The organism is Phreatobacter sp. (genome assembly GCF_051860605.1).
Classification (GTDB): domain Bacteria; phylum Pseudomonadota; class Alphaproteobacteria; order Rhizobiales; family Phreatobacteraceae; genus Phreatobacter.
In genome coordinates this window covers 1-18590 of sequence record NZ_JBHYDR010000018.1, presented here as the reverse complement: position 1 = coordinate 18590, position 18590 = coordinate 1, and the positions used below count along the sequence as shown (strand labels likewise).

Genomic DNA, 18590 nt, shown 5'->3' with positions numbered 1-18590 from the left:
GACAGCATGAACGCCTCCGGGATGGACTATGCCGAGCCTGTCGCCGCCACCAATTTCTCCTTCCTGCGCGGGGCCTCCCATGCCCGCGACCTGGTGCTGACCTCTCTCCTGCTCGGCCAGAGCGGCCTCGGCATTGCCGACCGCAACACGGTGGCCGGGGTGGTGAGGGCCCATGCCTTCCTGAATCAGTTGCGCAGCGAGGGCCTGCTGCCGGCGGAGCGCGTGCGCGAAGGCTCGTCGCCGGGCGACCATGCCTTCGTCGAACACCCGGCTGCCCAAAGCCTCATCCGCGAGCAGGCGGCGCTGAAGGCGGCCGCCGGGGCTTTCCGGCTGGTCGTGGGCGCCCGCCTCGTCTTTGCCGACGGCGCCCCCGATATCGTCGCCTATCCGGCGGACCGGGCCGGCTGGGGGCGGCTCTGCCGGCTGCTCACCACCGGCAACCTGCGCGGGGCAAAGGGCGCGTGCATCCTCGGCCTCGACGACCTGCTCGCCGATGTGCGGGGCCTCCTGCTCATCCTCATGCCGGGCCGGCGCATCGCTGATGCCGCCGCCCCGCTCGCCCGCCTTGCCGAGGCGGCACCGGGTGCGGTCTGGCTGGGGGCGACCATGCACCGGGCGGGCGCCGACCGGCGGCGCCTTGCAGCCCTTGCCGGGCTTGCGGGCCGGGCCGGCGTGCCGCTCATCGCCACCAACGACGTACTCTATCACCACCCTGTCCAGCGCGACCTGCAGGATGTTCTCTCCTGCATCCGCGAAGGCGTCACCATCGAGACCGCCGGGCGGCTGCTGGAGGCCCATGCCGAACGGCACCTGAAGCCGCCCGCCGAGATGGCCCGCCTGTTCCGCGACCGGCCGGAGGCGATCGACGAGACGCAGCACCTGTTCGCGCGCATCGGTTTCTCGCTTGCCGAACTGACCTACGACTATCCCGAGGAGCCGGTGCCGCCGGGCTGGACGCCGCAGTCCTGGCTGGAGCGGCTCACATGGGAGCGCGCCGCCCACCGCTATCCGCAGGGCATTCCGGACAAGGTGGAACGGCTGCTGAGGGAGGAACTCGCCCTGATCGCGCAACTCGACTATGCGCGTTATTTCCTCACCATCCTCGATATCGTCCGGGTGGCCGAGGACAAGGGCATCCTGTGCCAGGGCCGCGGCTCCGCCGCCAATTCCGCGGTCTGCTACGTGCTCGGCATCACGGCCGTGGACCCGAACGAGCACGACCTCCTGTTCGCCCGCTTCATTTCCACCGAGCGGCGCGAGCCGCCCGACATCGACGTCGATTTCGAGCATGAGCGGCGCGAGGAGGTAATCCAGCACATCTACCAGCGCTATGGCCGCGAGCGGGCGGGCATTGCCGCCACCGTCATCAGCTACCGGCCGCGCAGTGCCATCCGCGAGGTGGGCAAGGTGATGGGGCTGACCGAGGATGTCACCGCGCGCCTTGCCGGCATGGTCTGGGGCAGTTGGGGCAACGACATTCCCGAGGAGCAGATCCGCCATGCCGGGCTCGATCCGGCCAATCCGGTGATCCGCCGGGCGGTCGGCCTGGCCATCCGCCTGCTCGGCTTCCCGCGCCATCTCTCCCAGCATGTCGGCGGCTTCGTGCTGACCCGCGGCCGGCTCGACGAGACCGTTCCGATCGGCCATGCCGCCATGGCGGACCGCACTTTCATCGAATGGGACAAGGACGACATTGACGCCCTCGGCCTGATGAAGGTGGATGTGCTGGCGCTCGGCATGCTCACCTGCATCCGCAAGGGCTTCGACCTGTTGCGCGCGCATGACGGTCTCGACCTCGGCCTTGCCGATGTCGAGCGCGACGACCCGGCCGTCTACGACATGCTGTGCCGCGGCGATTCAATCGGCGTCTTCCAGGTGGAGAGCCGGGCGCAGATCAACATGCTGCCGCGCCTCAAGCCCCGGAAGTTCTACGACCTGGTTGTGCAGGTCGCCATCGTCCGCCCCGGCCCGATCGAGGGCGAGATGGTGCATCCCTATCTCAGGCGCCGCAGCGGCATCGAGCCGGTGGAATTTCCCGAACCGATGCTCGATCCCGCCGGCCGGGGCGAGTTGCGCCAGATCCTCGGCGAGACCTATGGCGTGCCGCTGTTCCAGGAACAGGCGATGAAGCTCGCCATGGTGGCGGCGAAGTTCACGCCGGAGGAGGCCAACGGCCTGCGCCGGGCCATGGCCACCTTCCGCAATGTCGGCACGATCGGCCGGTTCGAGACCATGCTGGTCGGCCGGATGGTCGCGCGCGGCTACGACCCGGCCTTCGCGCAGCGCTGCTTCGAGCAGATCAAGGGCTTCGGCTCCTACGGCTTTCCCGAGAGCCACGCAGCCTCCTTCGCCAAGCTCGTCTACATCTCCGCCTGGCTCAAATGCCACCATCCGGCGGTGTTTGCCTGCGCGCTGCTCAATGCCCAGCCCATGGGCTTCTATGCGCCGGCGCAGATCGTCCGCGATGCCCGCGAGCACGGCGTCGAGGTGCGTCCGGTCGATGTCAATTGCTCGACCTTCGACAACCGGCTGGAGCGGGACGGGGTGGGCGCGCCGCTCGTCCTCAGGCTCGGCTTCCGGCAGATCGACGGTTTCCACCAGGACTGGGCGGACAGGCTCTGCGCGGCCAGGCGGGCAGGTTTTACCTCGGTCGAGGCGGTGAAGAACCGGTCCGGCGTGCCGCTGCGCGCGCTTCACCTGCTCGCCGACGCCGATGCCTTCCGCTCCCTGGGGCTTGACCGGCGCGAGGCGCTCTGGGCGGTCAGGCGCCTGCCCGACGACCGGCCGCTGCCGCTCTTTGCCGCTGCCGAGGCGCGGGAACTCGCCGCCGAGGCGGAGGCCAACCTGCCGCTCATGCCGCTGTCGGAACATGTCGCGGCCGACTACCAGACCATCCGCCTGTCCCTGAAGGCTCATCCCATGCAGTTCCTGCGCGCGTTGTTCCACGGCGAGGGGGTCGCGACCTGCGCCGGGATTTCGGCCAGCGCCAACGGGTCACGCGGCCGGGTGGCCGGCGTCGTGCTGGTGCGCCAGCGCCCCGGCAAGGGCACGGCCATCTTCATGACGCTGGAGGACGAGACGGGCATCACCAATGTGCTGCTCTGGGCGCGAAAGCTGGAGCAGTTCCGCGGCGCGGTGATGGGCGGGCGCCTGCTGGAGGTGGAGGGCCTCGTCCAGAAGAGCCCGGAGGGTGTCGTCCACCTGATGGCCGAGACGGTGACGGATCGCACGGCGGAACTGGCCCGGCTCTCCGAGGACCACCGTCCGGAACTGGCCCTGTTGCGTGCCGACGAGGTCGCCCGTCCGAACTATCCGCGGCGGGGTCCCGGCCATCCGCGCGACGTCAGGGTCCTGCCGAAATCGCGGGATTTTCACTGAAATCGCGGGATTTTCACTAAAGCCTATCGCGCGCCCGCGCCCGCGCGCTATTCTCGAAACGAACACGTCTTCATTCGGCTCCGGGGCAGGGGTCCGAACGGACGCTTCCCAGTCCGGGGCAAGCCATTCCGGGGTCCACCATGGCGCCAAGCCTGTACGATCTTCCTGCCCACCCCCTGCGACGGCAGGTCCTGGACGAATTGCACGCCCGGCCGTTCCAGCCGATGAACACGCCGCGGCGGGTCATTCACCAGGCCTTCGCAACCGCGACCCTGCCTGCCGCCACCGAGCGCGAGCGCCTCGCCGACTGGTGCCGCAAGACCGGTACGGTGCGGCCCGACGAGGCCGCCAACTTTCACCGCGCCGAATTCGCCACAGCCCGGCTGCGCTGGGAACGGCACAGCGAGTTCTCCAGCTATGGCTGGGACACATCGTCCACCACGGCGGAGCCCTTCGCCTGGCCGATCGGCGAGTTGCCACCGGTCGGCCAGGCGCTCGAGCCGCCGGGCCTGCTGCTGGTCGCGGCCGACCTGTCGCTGGTGGCCGCCGACCAGATCGCGCCCGGCTGGGAAAAGCTGTTCGATCCGGCCGCCCTCTGTGTCTCGGACGTCGCGGGCGGTGCCGCCCTGGCGGCGACCGACTTCCGGCAGGACGCGCGCGGATTTACCCGCATCCTCGTCATCGACCGCGGCCTCGGGCCGACGGCGGCCGGTGCCCTCGTCCAGCGGCTCATCGAGGTGGAAACCTATCGCTGCTTTGCCCTGCTCGGCCTGCCCGAAGCCCAGCGCATGGGGCCGATCATCGGCCGGATCGAAAGGGAACTGGTCGATGTCGCCAGCCGCATGACCACAGCCACCGGTCTGCAGAGCAATGCGGCCCTGCTCGACACGCTGGTGACCCAGGCCGCCGAACTGGAGGCCGAGGCTGCGGCCTCCAGCTTCCGTTTCGGAGCCACGCGCGCCTACGAGGCGCTGGTGCGCTCGCGCCTCGCCGCCATCGGCGAATCCCCGGTGGAGGGCTTCTCCACCTGGACCGCTTTCCTCGACCGGCGTTTCGGCCCGGCCATGCGCACCTGCCAGACCATGGCGGAACGGCAGACGGAGCTCTCGACCAAGCTGGCGCGCGCGTCGAACCTGCTGCGCACCCGTGTCGATATCGCACTGGAGGAACAGAACAAGGCGCTGCTGGAGACCATGTCCGACCGGGCAAGGCTGCAGCTTCGCCTGCAGCAGACGGTCGAGGGCCTGTCGATCGCCGCCGTCTCCTATTACGTGCTCGGCCTCGTCGCCTATGCGCTCAAGGGCAGCAGGGATGCCGGCATCCTGCCTTTCGAGCCGACAGTGGCCACGGCCGTCGCGCTGCCCTTCGTCATCGTGCTGGTGGCGGCCCTGGTCCGGCACATTCGCGGCCAACACGGCGACCCGCCTGCGGATCCGCCCCGGTCCTGAGCCAGAGGGCGGTCGCTCAGAAGGCGGTGCGCGAGCGGATGGCCGCCGAGATGGTGCCCTCGTCGAGATAGTCGAGTTCGCCGCCCACCGGAACGCCATGGGCGAGGCGCGTAACCTTCACCCCGGTTCCGGCGAGCAGGTCGGTGACATAATGCGCCGTGGTCTGGCCATCCACCGTGGCATTGACCGCGAGGATCACCTCGGAGACGCCGCCGGCATCGACGCGCTGCACCAGGCCCTCGATGTTCAGGTCCTGCGGACCGACGCCATCCAGCGGCGACAGCGTACCGCCAAGGACATGGTATTTCGCGCTCAGGGCGCCGGCGCGCTCCAGCGCCCAGAGGTCGGACACGTCTTCCACCACGATGATGGTCGAACCGTCGCGGCGCGGATCGGTGCAGACCGTGCAGGGATCGGACGTATCGACATTGCCGCAGGTGGAGCACACCACGATGCGCTCCAGCGCCTCGCCCAGTGCAGCGGTGAGCGGCTGCATCAGGCTCTCGCGCTTCTTGACGAGGTGGAGGGCGGCCCGGCGCGCCGAGCGCGGACCAAGCCCGGGCAGTTTGGCCAGGAGCTGGATCAGGCGCTCGATCTCGGGGCCGGCAACGCGGCGGCTCATGGCGCGACACTCACGACTTGCGGCGGTCCTCGGTCCACTCGCTCCGGCGGGCCGCGTCCAGAGGCACCTCGGCGCCAAGGCCCTCGACGAAGGCGACACCCTGGTCCGGATAGAGGCAGACCTCGTGGGGCAATCGGTTGCCGAAGGCCCAGATGACCAGCGGTTCGGTGCCGGTGTTCTCGAAGGCGTGAGCCTCCGGATCGCCGGCGAGATAGCAGAAGGCCTCGCCGGGGCCAACAGGGACCTGCTCCTCGCCGTGATGCAGCAGCCCTGAGCCGGCCATCACCACGAGGATTTCCTCCTGGAACAGATGCCGGTGCCGGCGCGAGGAGCGGTTGCCCGGCGGGACGGTCTGCACGAGCAGGCCGATGGTCCGGCTGCCGAGCGTGCGGCCGATATCGGTCATGGTGCCGCCGATCCCGGCCTCGAAGGCATAGGCGAAGGGCTTCACATCGGCGATGGCGAGACGGCGCAGCGGCACGGCATGCCTCCCTGCTGGGTTCAGGCGGGTCAGGCTCAGAACGGCAGCTTCATGCCGGGCGGCAAGGGCAGGCCACCGGTGACACCCTTCATCTTCTCCTCCATCACCACCTCGGCCTTGCGGCGGGCATCGGCATGGGCGGCGACGATCAGATCCTCGATGATCTCCTTGTCGTCGGGCTTCAGCAGGGTGGGATCGATGGACAGGCCCCTGAGTTCGCCCTTCACGGTCAGGCGCACGCTCACCATGCCGCCGCCGGCCGTGCCTTCTACCTCCGTGCGCTCCATGTCGGCCTGGGCTTCCTGGAGCCTCGCCTGCATGGCCTGGGCCTGCTTCATCAGTCCCATGATGTCCTTCATGTCCGCATCCTTCCGGTCGTTCAGAATTCGTCATCCCAGGGTGCGATGGGCTCCCAGCCCTCCTCACCCGCGGTATCGCCCGCACCAGCGCTGTCGAGGCCGGCCGCCACGAGCGCGTCCGGCCCGGCATCGCCGAGGGCGCGGACGGCCACGATCTCCGCCCCGGGAAAGCGCGCAAGCACGGCCTGCACGGCGGGATGGGCGCGCACGCCACGCTCGCGTTCAGCCTGTTCGGCCTCGCGAACCTGACGGATCGTCGGCTCGCCCTCCTCGGCCGATACGGTGACCATCCAGCGGCGGCCGGTCCATTCGGTCAGCTTCTTCTGGATCTCGCCGGCAAGCGTCGGCGAGGCGCTGGCGGAGGGGCGGAAGTCGAGCCGCCCGTCCTCGAACCGCACGAGATGGACATCGCGTTCCAGCGCCCCCTTGAGCAGCACCTCCCGCCTGTCGCCGGCGAGGGCGATCGCCTCGGCGAACGACCCCAGCACCAGACCGGGCGCGGCTGCCGGCGCCGGCGTGCTGCGGGCGACCGGCACCATCTCCGCAGCCTGCTGTGCCGGCACCATGCGCGCGGCGCGGGCAAGCGCAGGGCCTGGCTGGCCGCCTGCAGCGCCCCCCTCCGCGCTGCCGGAGGAGCCCTTGGAGGGAACCCCCGCCGGCGCGGGCGATGGGCCGGAAGCGAGCAGCCTCAGCGCCTCGTCCGGTGTCGGAAGGTCGGCGGCGTGGGCGATGCGCACCAGAACCATCTCGGCGGATGCGAGCGGTCGGGGCGAACGCCCGACCTCCTCGATGCCCTTCATCAGCATCTGCCAGGCGCGCGCCAGCACGCGGTGCGACAGGCGCCCGGCAAGGTCGCGCCCGCGCGCGCGCTCCGTTTCGCTGAACGACAGATCGTTCGCCGCCTCGGCCACCACCTTCACGCGGGTGACGAAATGGACGAACTCGGCAAGCTCGGTGAGCACGGTGGCCGGATCGGCGCCGTCATGATGCTGCGCGGAAAATTCGCCAAGGGCCGCGGCCAGGTCCCCCCGCATCACCTGCTCGAACAGGTCGATGACGCGCGAGCGGTCGGCAAGGCCCAGCATGTGCCGGACCTCGGGCGCGGTCACGCTGCCGCCGCCATGGGCGATCGCCTGGTCGAGAATGGAAAGCGAATCGCGCACCGAGCCCTCGCCCGCCCGCGCGATCAGCCCGATGGCCTCGTGCTCGACCGCAACGCCCTCCTTCGCGCAGATGGTACCGAGATGGCCGGCCAGGGTCGCGGCATCGACGCGCCTGAGATCGAAGCGCTGGCAACGCGAGAGCACCGTCACCGGCACCTTGCGGATCTCGGTGGTGGCGAACATGAACTTCACATGCGGCGGCGGCTCCTCCAGCGTCTTCAGGAAGGCGTTCCACGCCTTCTCGGACAGCATGTGGACCTCGTCGACGATATAGACCTTGTAGCGGGCCGAGACCGGCGCATAGCGCGCGCCATCGGTGATCTGGCGGACATCGTCAATGCCGGTATGGGATGCGGCGTCGATCTCCATCACATCGACGTGGCGGCCTTCCATGATCGCCTGGCAGTGCCGTCCGGGGCGGTCGAGCTGGATCGTCGGCCGGTCGATCTCTCCCGGCAGCTCGTAGTTGAGGGCACGGGCGAGGATGCGGGCCGTGGTCGTCTTGCCGACGCCGCGAACGCCGGTGAACAGATAGGCCTGTGCGATCCGTCCGGTCTCGAAGGCGTTGGACAGCGTGCGGACCATGGCCTCCTGGCCGATCAGGTCGCGGAAGTCCTGCGGCCGGTATTTGCGGGCGAGCACGCGGTAGCCGGCCCCCGCACCGGGGGCTTCCGGCATCCCAAGATCGAACCCGGGTTCGCTCTCAGGCGAGGATTCCATGGCGCTGTTCCAGGGGCTTCGGGCGAATGACGGTGGCGGACGGCCGCGAACCGCAAGTGTCGCGCGCCGCGCGGGCGGGGGCAACCGTCGGAAAGGGAAAAGTGGGAGGCTGACACGCGACCCGAAACGGGCTCGTTACGGCTGCTTCCTTCCGGACCTGACCGGGTTGGCGAGAGTCTCGTCCACCGCCAACCTCCCGCCCGCTATATGACGGCGCGGACGGCAAAGAGCAAGGGCCCGTGGTCATGAGCCATCGGGGCCGCAGCCGGCCCGTTGGCGCCAGGCAGGACGGAATCGGGAGCCGTGATGGCATGGGCCGGGCCGCATCGCATGCGGTCGCCTTGCAATTGCCCGCCGCGACGATTATCAGCGCGGTCCACGGACAGGTGGCCGAGTGGTTGAAGGCGCACGCCTGGAAAGTGTGTATACGGGGAACCGTATCGCGGGTTCGAATCCCGCCCTGTCCGCCAAATCACCCGAATAATTATCTGATTTTGCTAGATAATTTAATTTATCGTCGATTCCGGTACCACTAGCGGTACCACTTTCGAAATATTGCTTCTTCCAGCCCAAGGCATCGACTGCGCTTGTCCTGGACCAACTCCATGCATTTCACGCCGGTTGGAGCTGGTATTTTCTGCTTACGATCGATACGCCCGCGCGTCCATATACGCACGAGCCTAGCCTTGCCCTTCCCGACCGGTTTTCAGATCGCCCCTAGCGCCCGCGACTGCATGGTGCAGATGCACCGGCAGATCGATCGGTCCGATGCCTACGCCGAACCCATGTTCGGGATCGGCTGGTCCTCAGTTGGGTCGGATCGTGCGCCGGGTCCGCTCGTCACGGTCTACGATCGCGATGCACTCCGGGGCGTAAGGTCCACGGGCTCGGCGGGGTCAACGTGGTGTGCGTAATCCCCCAGCACCACCGGGCGAAGTTCGTCGGGGCGACGCTGGACTTCAACGGTCGAGATTTCGGGTTGATCTGATCCCACAAAACTGGACCGTTTGAGATTGGAGTTTTCCGCGTCAGAATCCCTTGGCTGGGAGGAGCGGAAGACGATGAAGGCGAGCAAGTTCTCGGAGGCCCAGAAGGCGTTCATCCTGAAGCAGGGGGCGGACGGGGTCACGGTGGCGGAGATCTGCCGGAAGGCTGGGATCAGCCAGGCGACCTACTTCAACTGGAAAAAGAAGTATGACGGCATGACGCCGCCCGAGATGCGGCGGCTGAAGCAGCTTGAGGACGAGAATGCCATGTGTGGATGGCCTCCGCGGTGCAAGGGTTTTGTTGGAGCTTTCTGACGCTTGGTCGGCGGGGTGCATGTGTCCGGCCTACTGAGTGGCGGCCTTTGCCGCCGGCCCTGATGAAATTCGCGGATCGGGTCCTAAACAAGCTGTCGCGCTCGAGGCGCCTCGCATTCTTCTGGTTGTCCCGATCTCGTCGAACGACCGTCGCGTCATCAACTCCTTCAGCGCCGATGCCCCACGTGCGTTCCCCGCCAAAGAGGCGGCGAACGTGCGTCTCATGCTGTTCTATATGTTTCGCCACGCGTCAGGATCGCCCAGACGATGCGCGCCATCTTGTTGGCAAGCGCCCCGGCTGCGAGCTTCAGGGGCTTGCGTGCGACGAGGCGGCCAAGCCAGCTCGCTGAAAAGCCGTGCTTCTGCCGGCCCATCGCACCACTGACAGGGCGCCGGTGACCAGCAATCGGCGTATCGAACGATCGCCCATCTTGGTGATCCGACCGAGGCGTTCTTTGCCGCCCGATGAGTTCTGACGAGGCACGAGCCCGAGCCAGGCGGCAAAGTCGCGCCCCGCCCGGAAGCCCCGAATGTCTGGAACCCCGGCAAGGATCGCGCTCGCCGTGATCGGCCCAACACCGGGGATCGTTAGCAGCCGCGCTGCATCGTCATCTTCCTTGCATCGCTCCCTCATCTTGGCCTCCAGCCCGTCAATCTGGGTGCTGAGCGCGACGAGCTGGTCGGCAAGTACATTCAACGCAGCGCGCACTGCTTCAGGAATGGGTGTCACGGGATCAGCCAGCCGCTCGATCAGTCGACCGACATGCTGGGGACCAGCGGGGGCCATGATGCCAAACTCGGCCATGTGACCGCGTATGGCGTTGATCAGGGTGACACGCTGGCGCGAGAGAAGTTCGTGGGTGCGATGAACGACCCGGGCCGCTTGCTGGGCAGGCGTCTTAATCGGCGTCGTACGCATACTCGGCCGTGTGACCGCCTCGCAGATGGCAGCGGCGTCCGCAGCGTCGTTCTTATGCCGCGTCACATAGGGCTTCACATAGGCCGGGGGAATGAGCCTGACCTCGTGGCGCAGCGACATTAGCTCGCGAGCCCACTAGTGAGCAGTGGCGCAAGCCTCCATACCGACCAGGCAGGGCGGAAGCTTTGCGAAGAACGCGTGCACCTCCTCCCGCCGCAGCTTGCGCTGGAACGCGACACGTCCAACATCATCAACACCATGGACCTGCAGCACGCGCTTGCCGAGGTCGAGCCCGATCGTCGTAACCTGTCCCACGATAGCCTCCTCAATAGCGGCACAGCGATGGTGGCCGCCCTGGCAGAATGATGCCGGGAACGGAGGCCATCCACCCCATCAAGCTGAAGCGGATCGTGGCTGACCTGTCGCTCGACAAGGAGATGCTGCAGGACGTCATCCGCCGAAATGTATGGTCCGCCCCGTCGTTGCAAGGATCTTTGGAGCATTCTGACGATCGACAGTTTGCGTAAATGTATCCGGCCTCTCGCGAGTGGGCTGCTGTTGCAGCCAGGCCATGATGAGATCCGCGCACGCCGTTTCCACTAAACTCTTCGGGCAGCAAGCCCGCTTTCAGCGCAGGATTTACGGCGTGCCGATCGACTGTCTCGTCATCACTCCTCGAGCCTCGCAATCTGTTCGGGGGCGCCTCAGGCGAAGGCGGGATCAACGCGCTCGTAGAGTGCCCCAGGACGCGTGATGATCACCCAGGCGATGCGGGCGATCTTGTTGGCCAGGGCGACGACGACCTTGTTCACGTGCATTCGACTCTGCAGCTGATCGAGCCAGACGCCAAGCCGGTTCCGGGTGCGATCGAGATGCATCACGCATGATCGCGCTCCATGGATCAGCAGGCGACGGACATAGCCATTGCCCCGTTTGCTGATGCCCATCAGTGTCGCCTTCCCGCCGGTCGAGTATTGTCGCGGCACCAGGCCGAGCCATGCAGCGAGGTCCCGGGCTTTCCTGAACTGCCGGCCCTGACCGACTGCCGCCAGGATAGCGCTCGCCCCCATAGGACCAATGCCGGGCACGGTCAGCAGACGTCGGGCAACATCGTCGCGATCGACGAGGGCCTCGATCTCGCGAGCGATCTCCGCAATCCGAGCTTCGTGGCGCTTCAAGTCCTCGAAGAGCTCGGCGAGCAGACGCCGGATGGGGAGAGACAGATCATTGGTCTCGTCGGTGACAACCCGCGGCAGGTCGAGCTTGAACACGCCTGCGCCCTGGCGGATTGCGACGCCGTACTCCAGGCAGAACGCCCGCATCTGGCTGATCATGCGCGTTCGATGCATCACCATCATATCGCGTGCGCGATGCAGGGCCTGGATGTCGACCTGATCGACAGACTTCACCTCGACGAACCGCATCGTTGGCCGTGTGACCGCCTCGGCGATCGCCTCTGCATCCAGCGTGTCGTTCTTGTTCGACTTCAGATAAGGCTTCACGAACTGCGCGGGGATGATCCGCACTGTGTGGCCCAATGACTGGATTGTCCGAGCCAGCCACTGCGAACCGGGCACGCTTCCATTCCGACGATCGCAGGCTCGGCTCGTTCGAAGAATTGCAGCAGCGTCTCGCGACGAAATCGCGCCCGCTGAATCGGCTTTCCCGTCGCATCGACACCGACGACGTGGAAGATGTTCTTCCCGATATCGACACCATAGACAGCTGCATCACGCGGCTTGTTACGGAGCATGGCACTTCTCCCTCGGTTGCGACCTCAGCAGAATGAGGCGGGGAGACGGGGCGGACCATCCCATTAAATCTGAGGCCTGGGCGTAAGCGCAAGCTGGTGAACGTGATCTGCGAGGAGTGGAAGGTCTCGATCAGAAGGGTCTGTGGCGCCCTCGAGTTCGACCGATCGAGCTTCCACTACCGGTCACGTAAGCCCGACCAGGCCGGCATTGAGGCAAGGATCAAGGCGATCTGCGAGACACGTATCCGGTATGGCTACCGGCGCGTCCACGTCATGCTCCAGCGCGAGGGGTGGGACATCAACATCAAGAGAACTCGCAGGATTTACAATGAGTTGGGGTTGCAACTGAGGAACAAGGCGCCAAAGCGTCGGGTCAAGGCCAAGCTGCGGGAGGATCGTGCGCCGGCGACCCGGCCGAACGACGTCTGGGCAATGGACTTCGTTCATGACCAACTCGCCACCGGCAAGAAGATCCGGGTCCTCACCGTCGTCGACACCTTCTCACGCTTCTCGCCAGTGATCGACCCGAAGTTCAGCTATCGGGCCGAGGATGTCGTTGCGACGCTCGAACGGGTTTGCGCGACGCTCGGCTATCCCAGGACGATCCGGGTAGACCAGGGGTCGGAGTTCTTCTCGCGCGATCTCGACCTCTGGGCCTATGCCAAGGGCGTGACCCTGGACTTCTCCCGCCCGGGAAAGCCCACGGACAATGCCTTCATCGAGGCCTTCAACGGGCGGTTCCGGAGCGAGTGCCTGAACGCGCACTGGTTCCTGACGCTTGCCGACGCACGCGAAAAGATGGAGGATTGGCTCAGATACTAACGAGGTTCGTCCGCACGGGGCGATCGGCCATAAGCCTCCGATCTCGTTGCAGAACCCCGGCGGCGTACCCAGCCAGCTGCCGTGAAACAGGCCGGAAACTCCACCTTCCGGCGGTCCAAAGAATGGGACCGGATCATCATCGAGGCCAATCATCGCGCGGTCGAAGAGATTGTTCAGGTCATTGAATGGATCGGTCGCCATGAGCTCCCCGGGAACTTGCGGCCCCCAGACGTGGATAGCCTACCCCCGCTTTCACAAGTGTTGGTGTCTCAGATGCGCCTCTATTGCGGACATACACGCGTGGGCACAAAGCGGACGTTTGTCGCGCATCCAGGAAGTTTAGGACGGTTGTCCTCCTCTCGAATAATCCGCGCTCCAATCTCATTTAGTGGCGTTGCAGCCGTTGCTTGTTCGCGATGAACAGGAGGACTGTGAGTGCCTGCGGGAGCGCCTAACAGACCTACCGTTGCGAAAACAAGGCGGCGAACTGCTAGTTACCCCTTCCAAGGAAGTCTGTAAGGGCGGCAAAATGTTCACAATCGAGGCCCCCAAGCCCATCCTCGCGCTCATCCGGCGGTGCGATCGCGACAGCCTTCTGAACATCTTGATGGGACTTTCTCTCGATCCGAGCTACCAGTCCAACCACAATCGCCTGCTCACCCTGATTCAGCTCGCGCTCGTCTGTGCGCGTGGCGACCGGCGGCCGTCGCAGGCTCACGTATCGACCATGCTGAACGGCCTACTTGAGCAGGACAGCGGCCGACATGAAGATGTCGCTGAAGACGCTTTCTGCGTCGGCGTCGTTTTCGCGGGACATGAGCGTCTCATCGTTAACGGCATGTATGTGGCCTCGGACGAACCGCTTCAGAGGCTCCTGGACGCCGTCTTCTCCGCAGAATTCCCGGCGCGAGACGGCCTGCTCGCCGAATGCTTAGCGTTGCTAGCGATCAGTGACGTGATTGCGCGACGGGCCGGTCTCCATCTCCATGCTGCAGCCGACTCGATCCCAGGACAGACCGGATGGCCTGAGGATACCGACGCTCTGGCCGCGGTCGGCCAAGCTGCGCGGTTCAGCGGATCACAATTGCGAACCATGGGCGTTGCTCTGGGCACGCTCGCCCCCTTCATTCTCGAGGACGTCAAATGTCTTGCTGAGGCACGATTTGGCCGAACGGCGTTGAACGCCCAGCCGTTGCTGCGCGACGGTGACGGGATCATGGTCCCCGCGCCGAGCTTCCTGTCACCGGCCTTGCGTTTGCGGCTGACGGGCCAGATCGCAAGCGGAGGCGTTCCGCGCGCGTCGACCTCGGTGTTCCACGAGATTCAATTCGCCCGATGGATTTTGTTCGATGCGCGCACAACCGGCGCCCGCGCACTTTCCAACGACGACATCGACATGCCTGAGCCCGGGTTCGAGTTGTTCGGCGACTACATGCACGCTGTGCTTCGCTTCGATGAAGACAAGCTGGCTCATCTGGTGGTACTCGGCTGCGACTGGCAGTCCCCGCCCGACGCGGACATAGGAGCGGTCAGACGGGAGAGCCCGGGCTTCGAAACCGGACTGGCGGACCATCTTAGCGCCAGTTTCGAGGCCCTTCGCCAACAGTTCGGAAGCGAAGCGGGCCTGACCATCATCGTCCACGACAGCCCCGGGTGGGGTCTATCCATGTCGCTCCCGGACGACCTCGCGCCCAACTGGTTCATCGTCAGTACGGATGCGCCGGGCTTAACCGCGCTGTTCGCCGATCCGGCGTTCAACATGCTGGACTGCTGGAAAATGCGGCGCCAAGCCCGGCAGTTGGGCGAAGCAGGTGTTCAACTCGCGATCTGGCCGAACTTGGTCGATTGGTGGACGGTCTGGCGGGATCAAGACTTCAGCTTCTGGCCAGAGACCCTAGACATCGCTACGTTCGACAGCATCGCGCACATGGGCGTGGACATCGGCCGGTTCAGACGACTTGGCCGACTGTTAGGTGGCCGTCATCCCGCAATCACGGCGTATGGCAACGCGCGAACTGTCGAGCGTTGGATTGGGCCGACGACGCCGCCAGGGGAACACACCAAGCCGGTATACTACGCGACCATCGAAGCCATTATGGAGACCTTCAGCGCGGTCGTTGAGACCGACCGCGGCTTCTGGTGGGTCGCCCTTGGTCGCCCCCCGGTTTCGCCCGAGGATCGCACCTGGCTGAAGCTGCTCTGGGAAGGCTCGATCGAATGGGTGCTGAAGCTGGCGCAGAGCGCGCCTCCCGAAGTGCCCTTGTCGAATGCGGCTCTCGAAATCCGCCTGCTGCCTGTGCCGGATCACATTATCGACGCGTCGGATACACCTGAACTCCGGCGCGCCGGCCGTGGCAGCCCCATCGTCAATCTCCTGTTGCCGCCGGACTTCATCACCTTGTTCATAGCCGTGGACAATGCTGGCGACAGAGCGCTCGTCACCCTGTTGGCGCAATCAATCCGTCTGGCTCTGGACCTGCCGCTGGATGACGCTGCGCTCGCAGCTTGGGTCGATGCGGTAACCGCTGATCCGAACCTCAAGATGATCCATGTGACGACGTCGCGAGATCTCGCGCTTGAAATAGACGGAAGAATTTTGCCAGCACCCCTCCGCTTTATCCAGGTCGCCGACGCACGGGAAGCCGAACGAGCTGCCCGCCAGCGCTTAGCGCAGCGCCCTTCCAGCGGGGTCGCCATCGACCAGGTCGAGATCACCGGCAAGAAGGCCACCACCCGAGCGCTTAACACGCTTGTCGACGAGCTCTGGAAGCGCTGCCGATGCAGACTCGCAACGCTGGACCAAGGCTCCGTCATCACGCTGACGATGCGCCTTATCGAGGCATTGCACCGAGAGCGGGTGTCGGGCGAACGGGGTGCCCGCGCGCGCCAAAGCCTGTACGTCGACTACGGGCGATGGGCGAGCCATGCGATGTCCGGGCGCGACGGGGCGTTCCGCACGTACCGGGCCATCATCGAAATGGCCGTGTGCGAGGCCGCGATGTCGGGGGGACGAAAGGCGGCGCTTTCGGACATCGACACAATGGCGGCAGAAATCAAGGCCCTGTTCCGGACCGCCGACCAGAGCGACGCCGTTCATCACGATCTGGTTGCGCCCGATCTCCGGTTCCGCGCGGACGGAGCCTGGGAGGCCACCGACGGCGGGGCGGCGGCCTATATGCAGAGTTATCTCGAAGCCTGCATCGCCGATTCCATAGCCTTCGACATCGACAACTACCCCGCTCTCTTCAAGATGGACGAAAGTGACCCGACGCCCCAGAAAGATCCCATGTTGCAGGCCTTTGCAGCCGAGTTCGGTCTCGGAATGGTCGAGCTCGCCGCGCTGCAGAATGCCTTACTCGAGGTCGCTGACAAGCTCGCCGTCGATGTCGTCAACTTGTCCGAGGCCGAACTCATCAGCCAACTCGACAACAAGGTCGACCTTGCCACCCTGCCCGCCTTCGCCAAGAACTTCACGCTGTCGGCACGCCCGCACTGGGACAAGGCGCCTGCCGGATTCGACGGCGATGACATCTATCCTTGGATCTTCGAGCGCCGGCTGTCGCTGATGACCCGCCCGATAATCCGGATAGGCGAAGGTGCGGCGGCCCGATGGACCTATGGCGTACGCCAGCTTCAGATGGGGTTGCACTACGCATCCCATCTTTTGGAAAGTGGGACTTGGGCGAAGGCAAAGCTACGCTCCCCTGAGGCCCGCGCCTGGGTCGACGCCGAGGTCGGTCGCCGCGGGCTCGCCTTCGAGGTCGAGATCGGCGAACTCACCGAGGCCCGAGGTTGGCGGGCCTTCGTCAACCGGCCGATGACGGAGTTCGGTGCCGCAGGAAAGCTCGGCGATCTCGACGTCCTGGCCGTCAGTCCGGACAGCGCGACGTGGATCGTGATCGAGTGCAAATGGTTCGGTGGTGCCCGGTCGCCGCGCGAGGTGGCCAGTTGGCTGCAGGACTATCACGGCCATGATGGCGACAAGCTCGACCGCCATCTCAAGCGCACTGCTTGGATTCGCGAGAACGCCACCACGGTGGCCAAACGACTGAAACTGGATCCGCCTGGCCGGATTCTGGGTCGAATCGTGACCACTACGCCGGCGCCACTGAGCTACGTTCGCGCAATGCCCAATGACGCCGCTGTCTTAACCCGCCGCACCTTGGAAGAGGTACTTCAGCATTGAGGAACCGCTGATGGTCAATCGCTGCCGAGCCGCCTAAAGCCAACTTGAACGCCCAAAGGTTGGCGTCTTTGGAGCGCCTCTGCAGCAGACATTGGCCTACCGCCCAGGAGGAGACATCCAAGACGTACCTTCCATCAGCATTCAATCAACCGAGAAGCGTATGGAGATTGGTCACGATTAGTCGTGCCATCCTCTCTTTGGACAGTCCGAGGATATCAGCGACCTCGGTAGCCGCTGTGATGGCGTCCCGCGGTTCCGCAGGGCGACCAGCCACATGCGTAAGTGGGCCGTCGGTTTCGGTGAGAATGCGGTCCCGGGGTATTGCCCTGATCAGTTCACGTCCCCGATCCTTACGCGTCATTTCGGCGTTGACGGAGAAATAGCATCCTAGAGCGGTTGCCCTGCGAGCGTCGCTCTTGCTGCCGGTGAACCAATGAAGGACGACTTTTCCGCGCCCCGGCGGAAGATGCGCTTCGACCAAGTCCAATACCGCTGGAGCGCTCCTCACGCTATGAACGGTTAGTATTTTATCGCTGGTTTCAGCACACCGATCGAGGACGCGTCGAAATACTTGCTTCTGAACGTCTAGGGACTGGTAGAAGCGAGGACCGGCGTCAAGGCCGACCTCTCCAACGTAGCGGGTTTCGGGTAAGTGACGTTCCCATAACGACAACTCGCTCGCCCGCTCGGCGGCGAGCTGAGGATGCAGTCCCAAGGCCGCGCGAACATAGCGCGTATGTCGCGTGAGTTCATGATTGCGCGGCCACGCTTTAGGCGTTGTCGTCACCGTCAACGTGTAAATTCGCCCAGCTTCAGCTCTAGCGATGGCCGCTTCGTGATCAGGGTAAAGATCAAGGTGGCAATGAAAATCCACGCCACCGATTGCCGACGTTTCACTCATCCGGGCCGCGTCCGCACACCGGTTAGGAGCGCCCCTACCTCCTCAAGGCCGCGCAGGTACACATCCGCAAGGGCGGCTTGGCGCTGTGGCGACTCGTCGAAAAGAGGTCCGGGCTTATGGATCAGTATCCGCGCCAACGCCGGCCGCGCGCGGAGGCGTTCAATGGCGAGTTGGAACGACCGGACCTGCACACCTTCCGATTGGCGGGTATCGAGCGCGCGTGCGGTGAGATCGGGCACGGTGTAGACGGTTGGGTCAGTATCCGGGCGCAGGCCCTTGAGCAGTGCCGCCCGCCGGATCAGGCAAGGCAGGCAATAACCGCAGTGCTGCGTGCCAAGGCTCTGCCATCTGCCCTTGGTGGGCGACGCGCAAGAAAGCGAGGCGGGCGTGAGCTGGCGTAGCAGGACGGGATTGGCGCATCCCTCGGCCATCTCACCTTTCGTCCGGTCCCAATAGGGGTTTGAACCGCCCCGGTTTTGCCGGAGGCAGGTTGTCGTAAGTTATGCGGCCATCGCTGTCTCTGCCAACGAGGCGTAG

At 65.4% G+C, this 18590-nt stretch carries 10 protein-coding genes, 1 tRNA gene, 1 other RNA gene and 4 pseudogenes; 7 read left to right on the top strand and 9 right to left on the bottom strand.

Annotation, left to right across the window (positions count from 1 at the left end):
• Positions 1-6 precede the first annotated feature (6 nt).
• Positions 7-3378: an error-prone DNA polymerase gene (locus ACTIFS_RS21280; protein ID WP_439576126.1), complete on the top strand. Its 3372-nt coding sequence runs from the start codon at positions 7-9 to the stop codon at positions 3376-3378.
• A gap of 140 nt (positions 3379-3518) precedes the next feature.
• Complete coding sequence (locus ACTIFS_RS21275) at positions 3519-4826, top strand: DUF3422 family protein (RefSeq protein WP_439576125.1); 1308 nt, start codon at positions 3519-3521, stop codon at positions 4824-4826.
• Between the two features lie 16 nt (positions 4827-4842).
• Here ACTIFS_RS21275 and recR read toward each other — a convergent pair whose 3' ends face one another.
• The 5 genes from recR to ffs form a co-directional block, all read right to left on the bottom strand.
• Complete coding sequence (gene recR / locus ACTIFS_RS21270) at positions 4843-5448, bottom strand: recombination mediator RecR (RefSeq protein ID WP_439576124.1); 606 nt, start codon at positions 5446-5448, stop codon at positions 4843-4845.
• A gap of 10 nt (positions 5449-5458) precedes the next feature.
• Positions 5459-5929 carry a cupin domain-containing protein gene (locus ACTIFS_RS21265; protein WP_439576123.1) on the bottom strand — a complete coding sequence of 157 codons (471 nt, stop codon included), beginning with the start codon at positions 5927-5929 and terminating at the stop codon, positions 5459-5461.
• Between the two features lie 35 nt (positions 5930-5964).
• On the bottom strand, positions 5965-6288 hold the full coding sequence (locus ACTIFS_RS21260) for a YbaB/EbfC family nucleoid-associated protein (protein WP_439576122.1): 324 nt from the start codon (positions 6286-6288) through the stop codon (positions 5965-5967).
• 20 nt (positions 6289-6308) lie between these two features.
• Positions 6309-8171 (bottom strand): DNA polymerase III subunit gamma/tau, encoded by a 1863-nt coding sequence (locus ACTIFS_RS21255; RefSeq protein ID WP_439576121.1) that lies wholly within the window; start codon positions 8169-8171, stop codon positions 6309-6311.
• A gap of 101 nt (positions 8172-8272) precedes the next feature.
• Positions 8273-8368, bottom strand: an RNA gene (gene ffs, locus ACTIFS_RS21250) — signal recognition particle sRNA small type.
• 183 nt (positions 8369-8551) lie between these two features.
• Between ffs and ACTIFS_RS21245 the strand changes: the two genes are divergently transcribed.
• A tRNA-Ser gene (locus ACTIFS_RS21245) sits at positions 8552-8641 on the top strand.
• A gap of 591 nt (positions 8642-9232) precedes the next feature.
• Positions 9233-9424: pseudogene (locus ACTIFS_RS21240) on the top strand (transposase); the annotation flags it as partial.
• A 269-nt stretch (positions 9425-9693) separates the two neighbouring features.
• On the opposite strand, the pseudogene ACTIFS_RS21235 reads toward ACTIFS_RS21240, so the two are convergent.
• Positions 9694-10664 (bottom strand): annotated as a pseudogene (locus tag ACTIFS_RS21235) (IS110 family transposase).
• Between ACTIFS_RS21235 and ACTIFS_RS21230 the strand changes: the two are divergent.
• On the top strand, positions 10590-10757 hold the full coding sequence (locus ACTIFS_RS21230; RefSeq protein ID WP_439576144.1) for a hypothetical protein: 168 nt from the start codon (positions 10590-10592) through the stop codon (positions 10755-10757). The pseudogene ACTIFS_RS21235 and the gene ACTIFS_RS21230 sit on opposite strands and share 75 nt — an antisense overlap.
• A gap of 338 nt (positions 10758-11095) precedes the next feature.
• On the opposite strand, the pseudogene ACTIFS_RS21225 reads toward ACTIFS_RS21230, so the two are convergent.
• Positions 11096-12144 (bottom strand): annotated as a pseudogene (locus ACTIFS_RS21225) (IS110 family transposase).
• Positions 12145-12213: 69 nt separating this feature from the next.
• On the opposite strand from ACTIFS_RS21225, the pseudogene ACTIFS_RS21220 reads away from it, so the two are divergent.
• Together ACTIFS_RS21220 and ACTIFS_RS21215 are read left to right on the top strand one after the other, a co-directional pair.
• Positions 12214-13051: pseudogene (locus ACTIFS_RS21220) on the top strand (IS3 family transposase); the annotation flags it as partial.
• 444 nt (positions 13052-13495) lie between these two features.
• Positions 13496-17152, top strand: a complete 3657-nt coding sequence (locus ACTIFS_RS21215; RefSeq protein WP_439576120.1) for a hypothetical protein — start codon at positions 13496-13498, stop codon at positions 17150-17152.
• 145 nt (positions 17153-17297) lie between these two features.
• On the opposite strand, the gene qatD is transcribed toward ACTIFS_RS21215, so the two are convergent.
• Entirely contained in the window at positions 17298-18053 is a 756-nt protein-coding gene (qatD, locus tag ACTIFS_RS21210; protein WP_439576119.1) for a Qat anti-phage system TatD family nuclease QatD, read from the bottom strand.
• Positions 18050-18484, bottom strand: coding sequence for a hypothetical protein (locus ACTIFS_RS21205; RefSeq protein WP_439576118.1), 435 nt, complete (start codon positions 18482-18484; stop codon positions 18050-18052). Before ACTIFS_RS21205 ends, qatD begins: the two co-directional genes overlap by 4 nt.
• Positions 18485-18590: the final 106 nt, after the last annotated feature.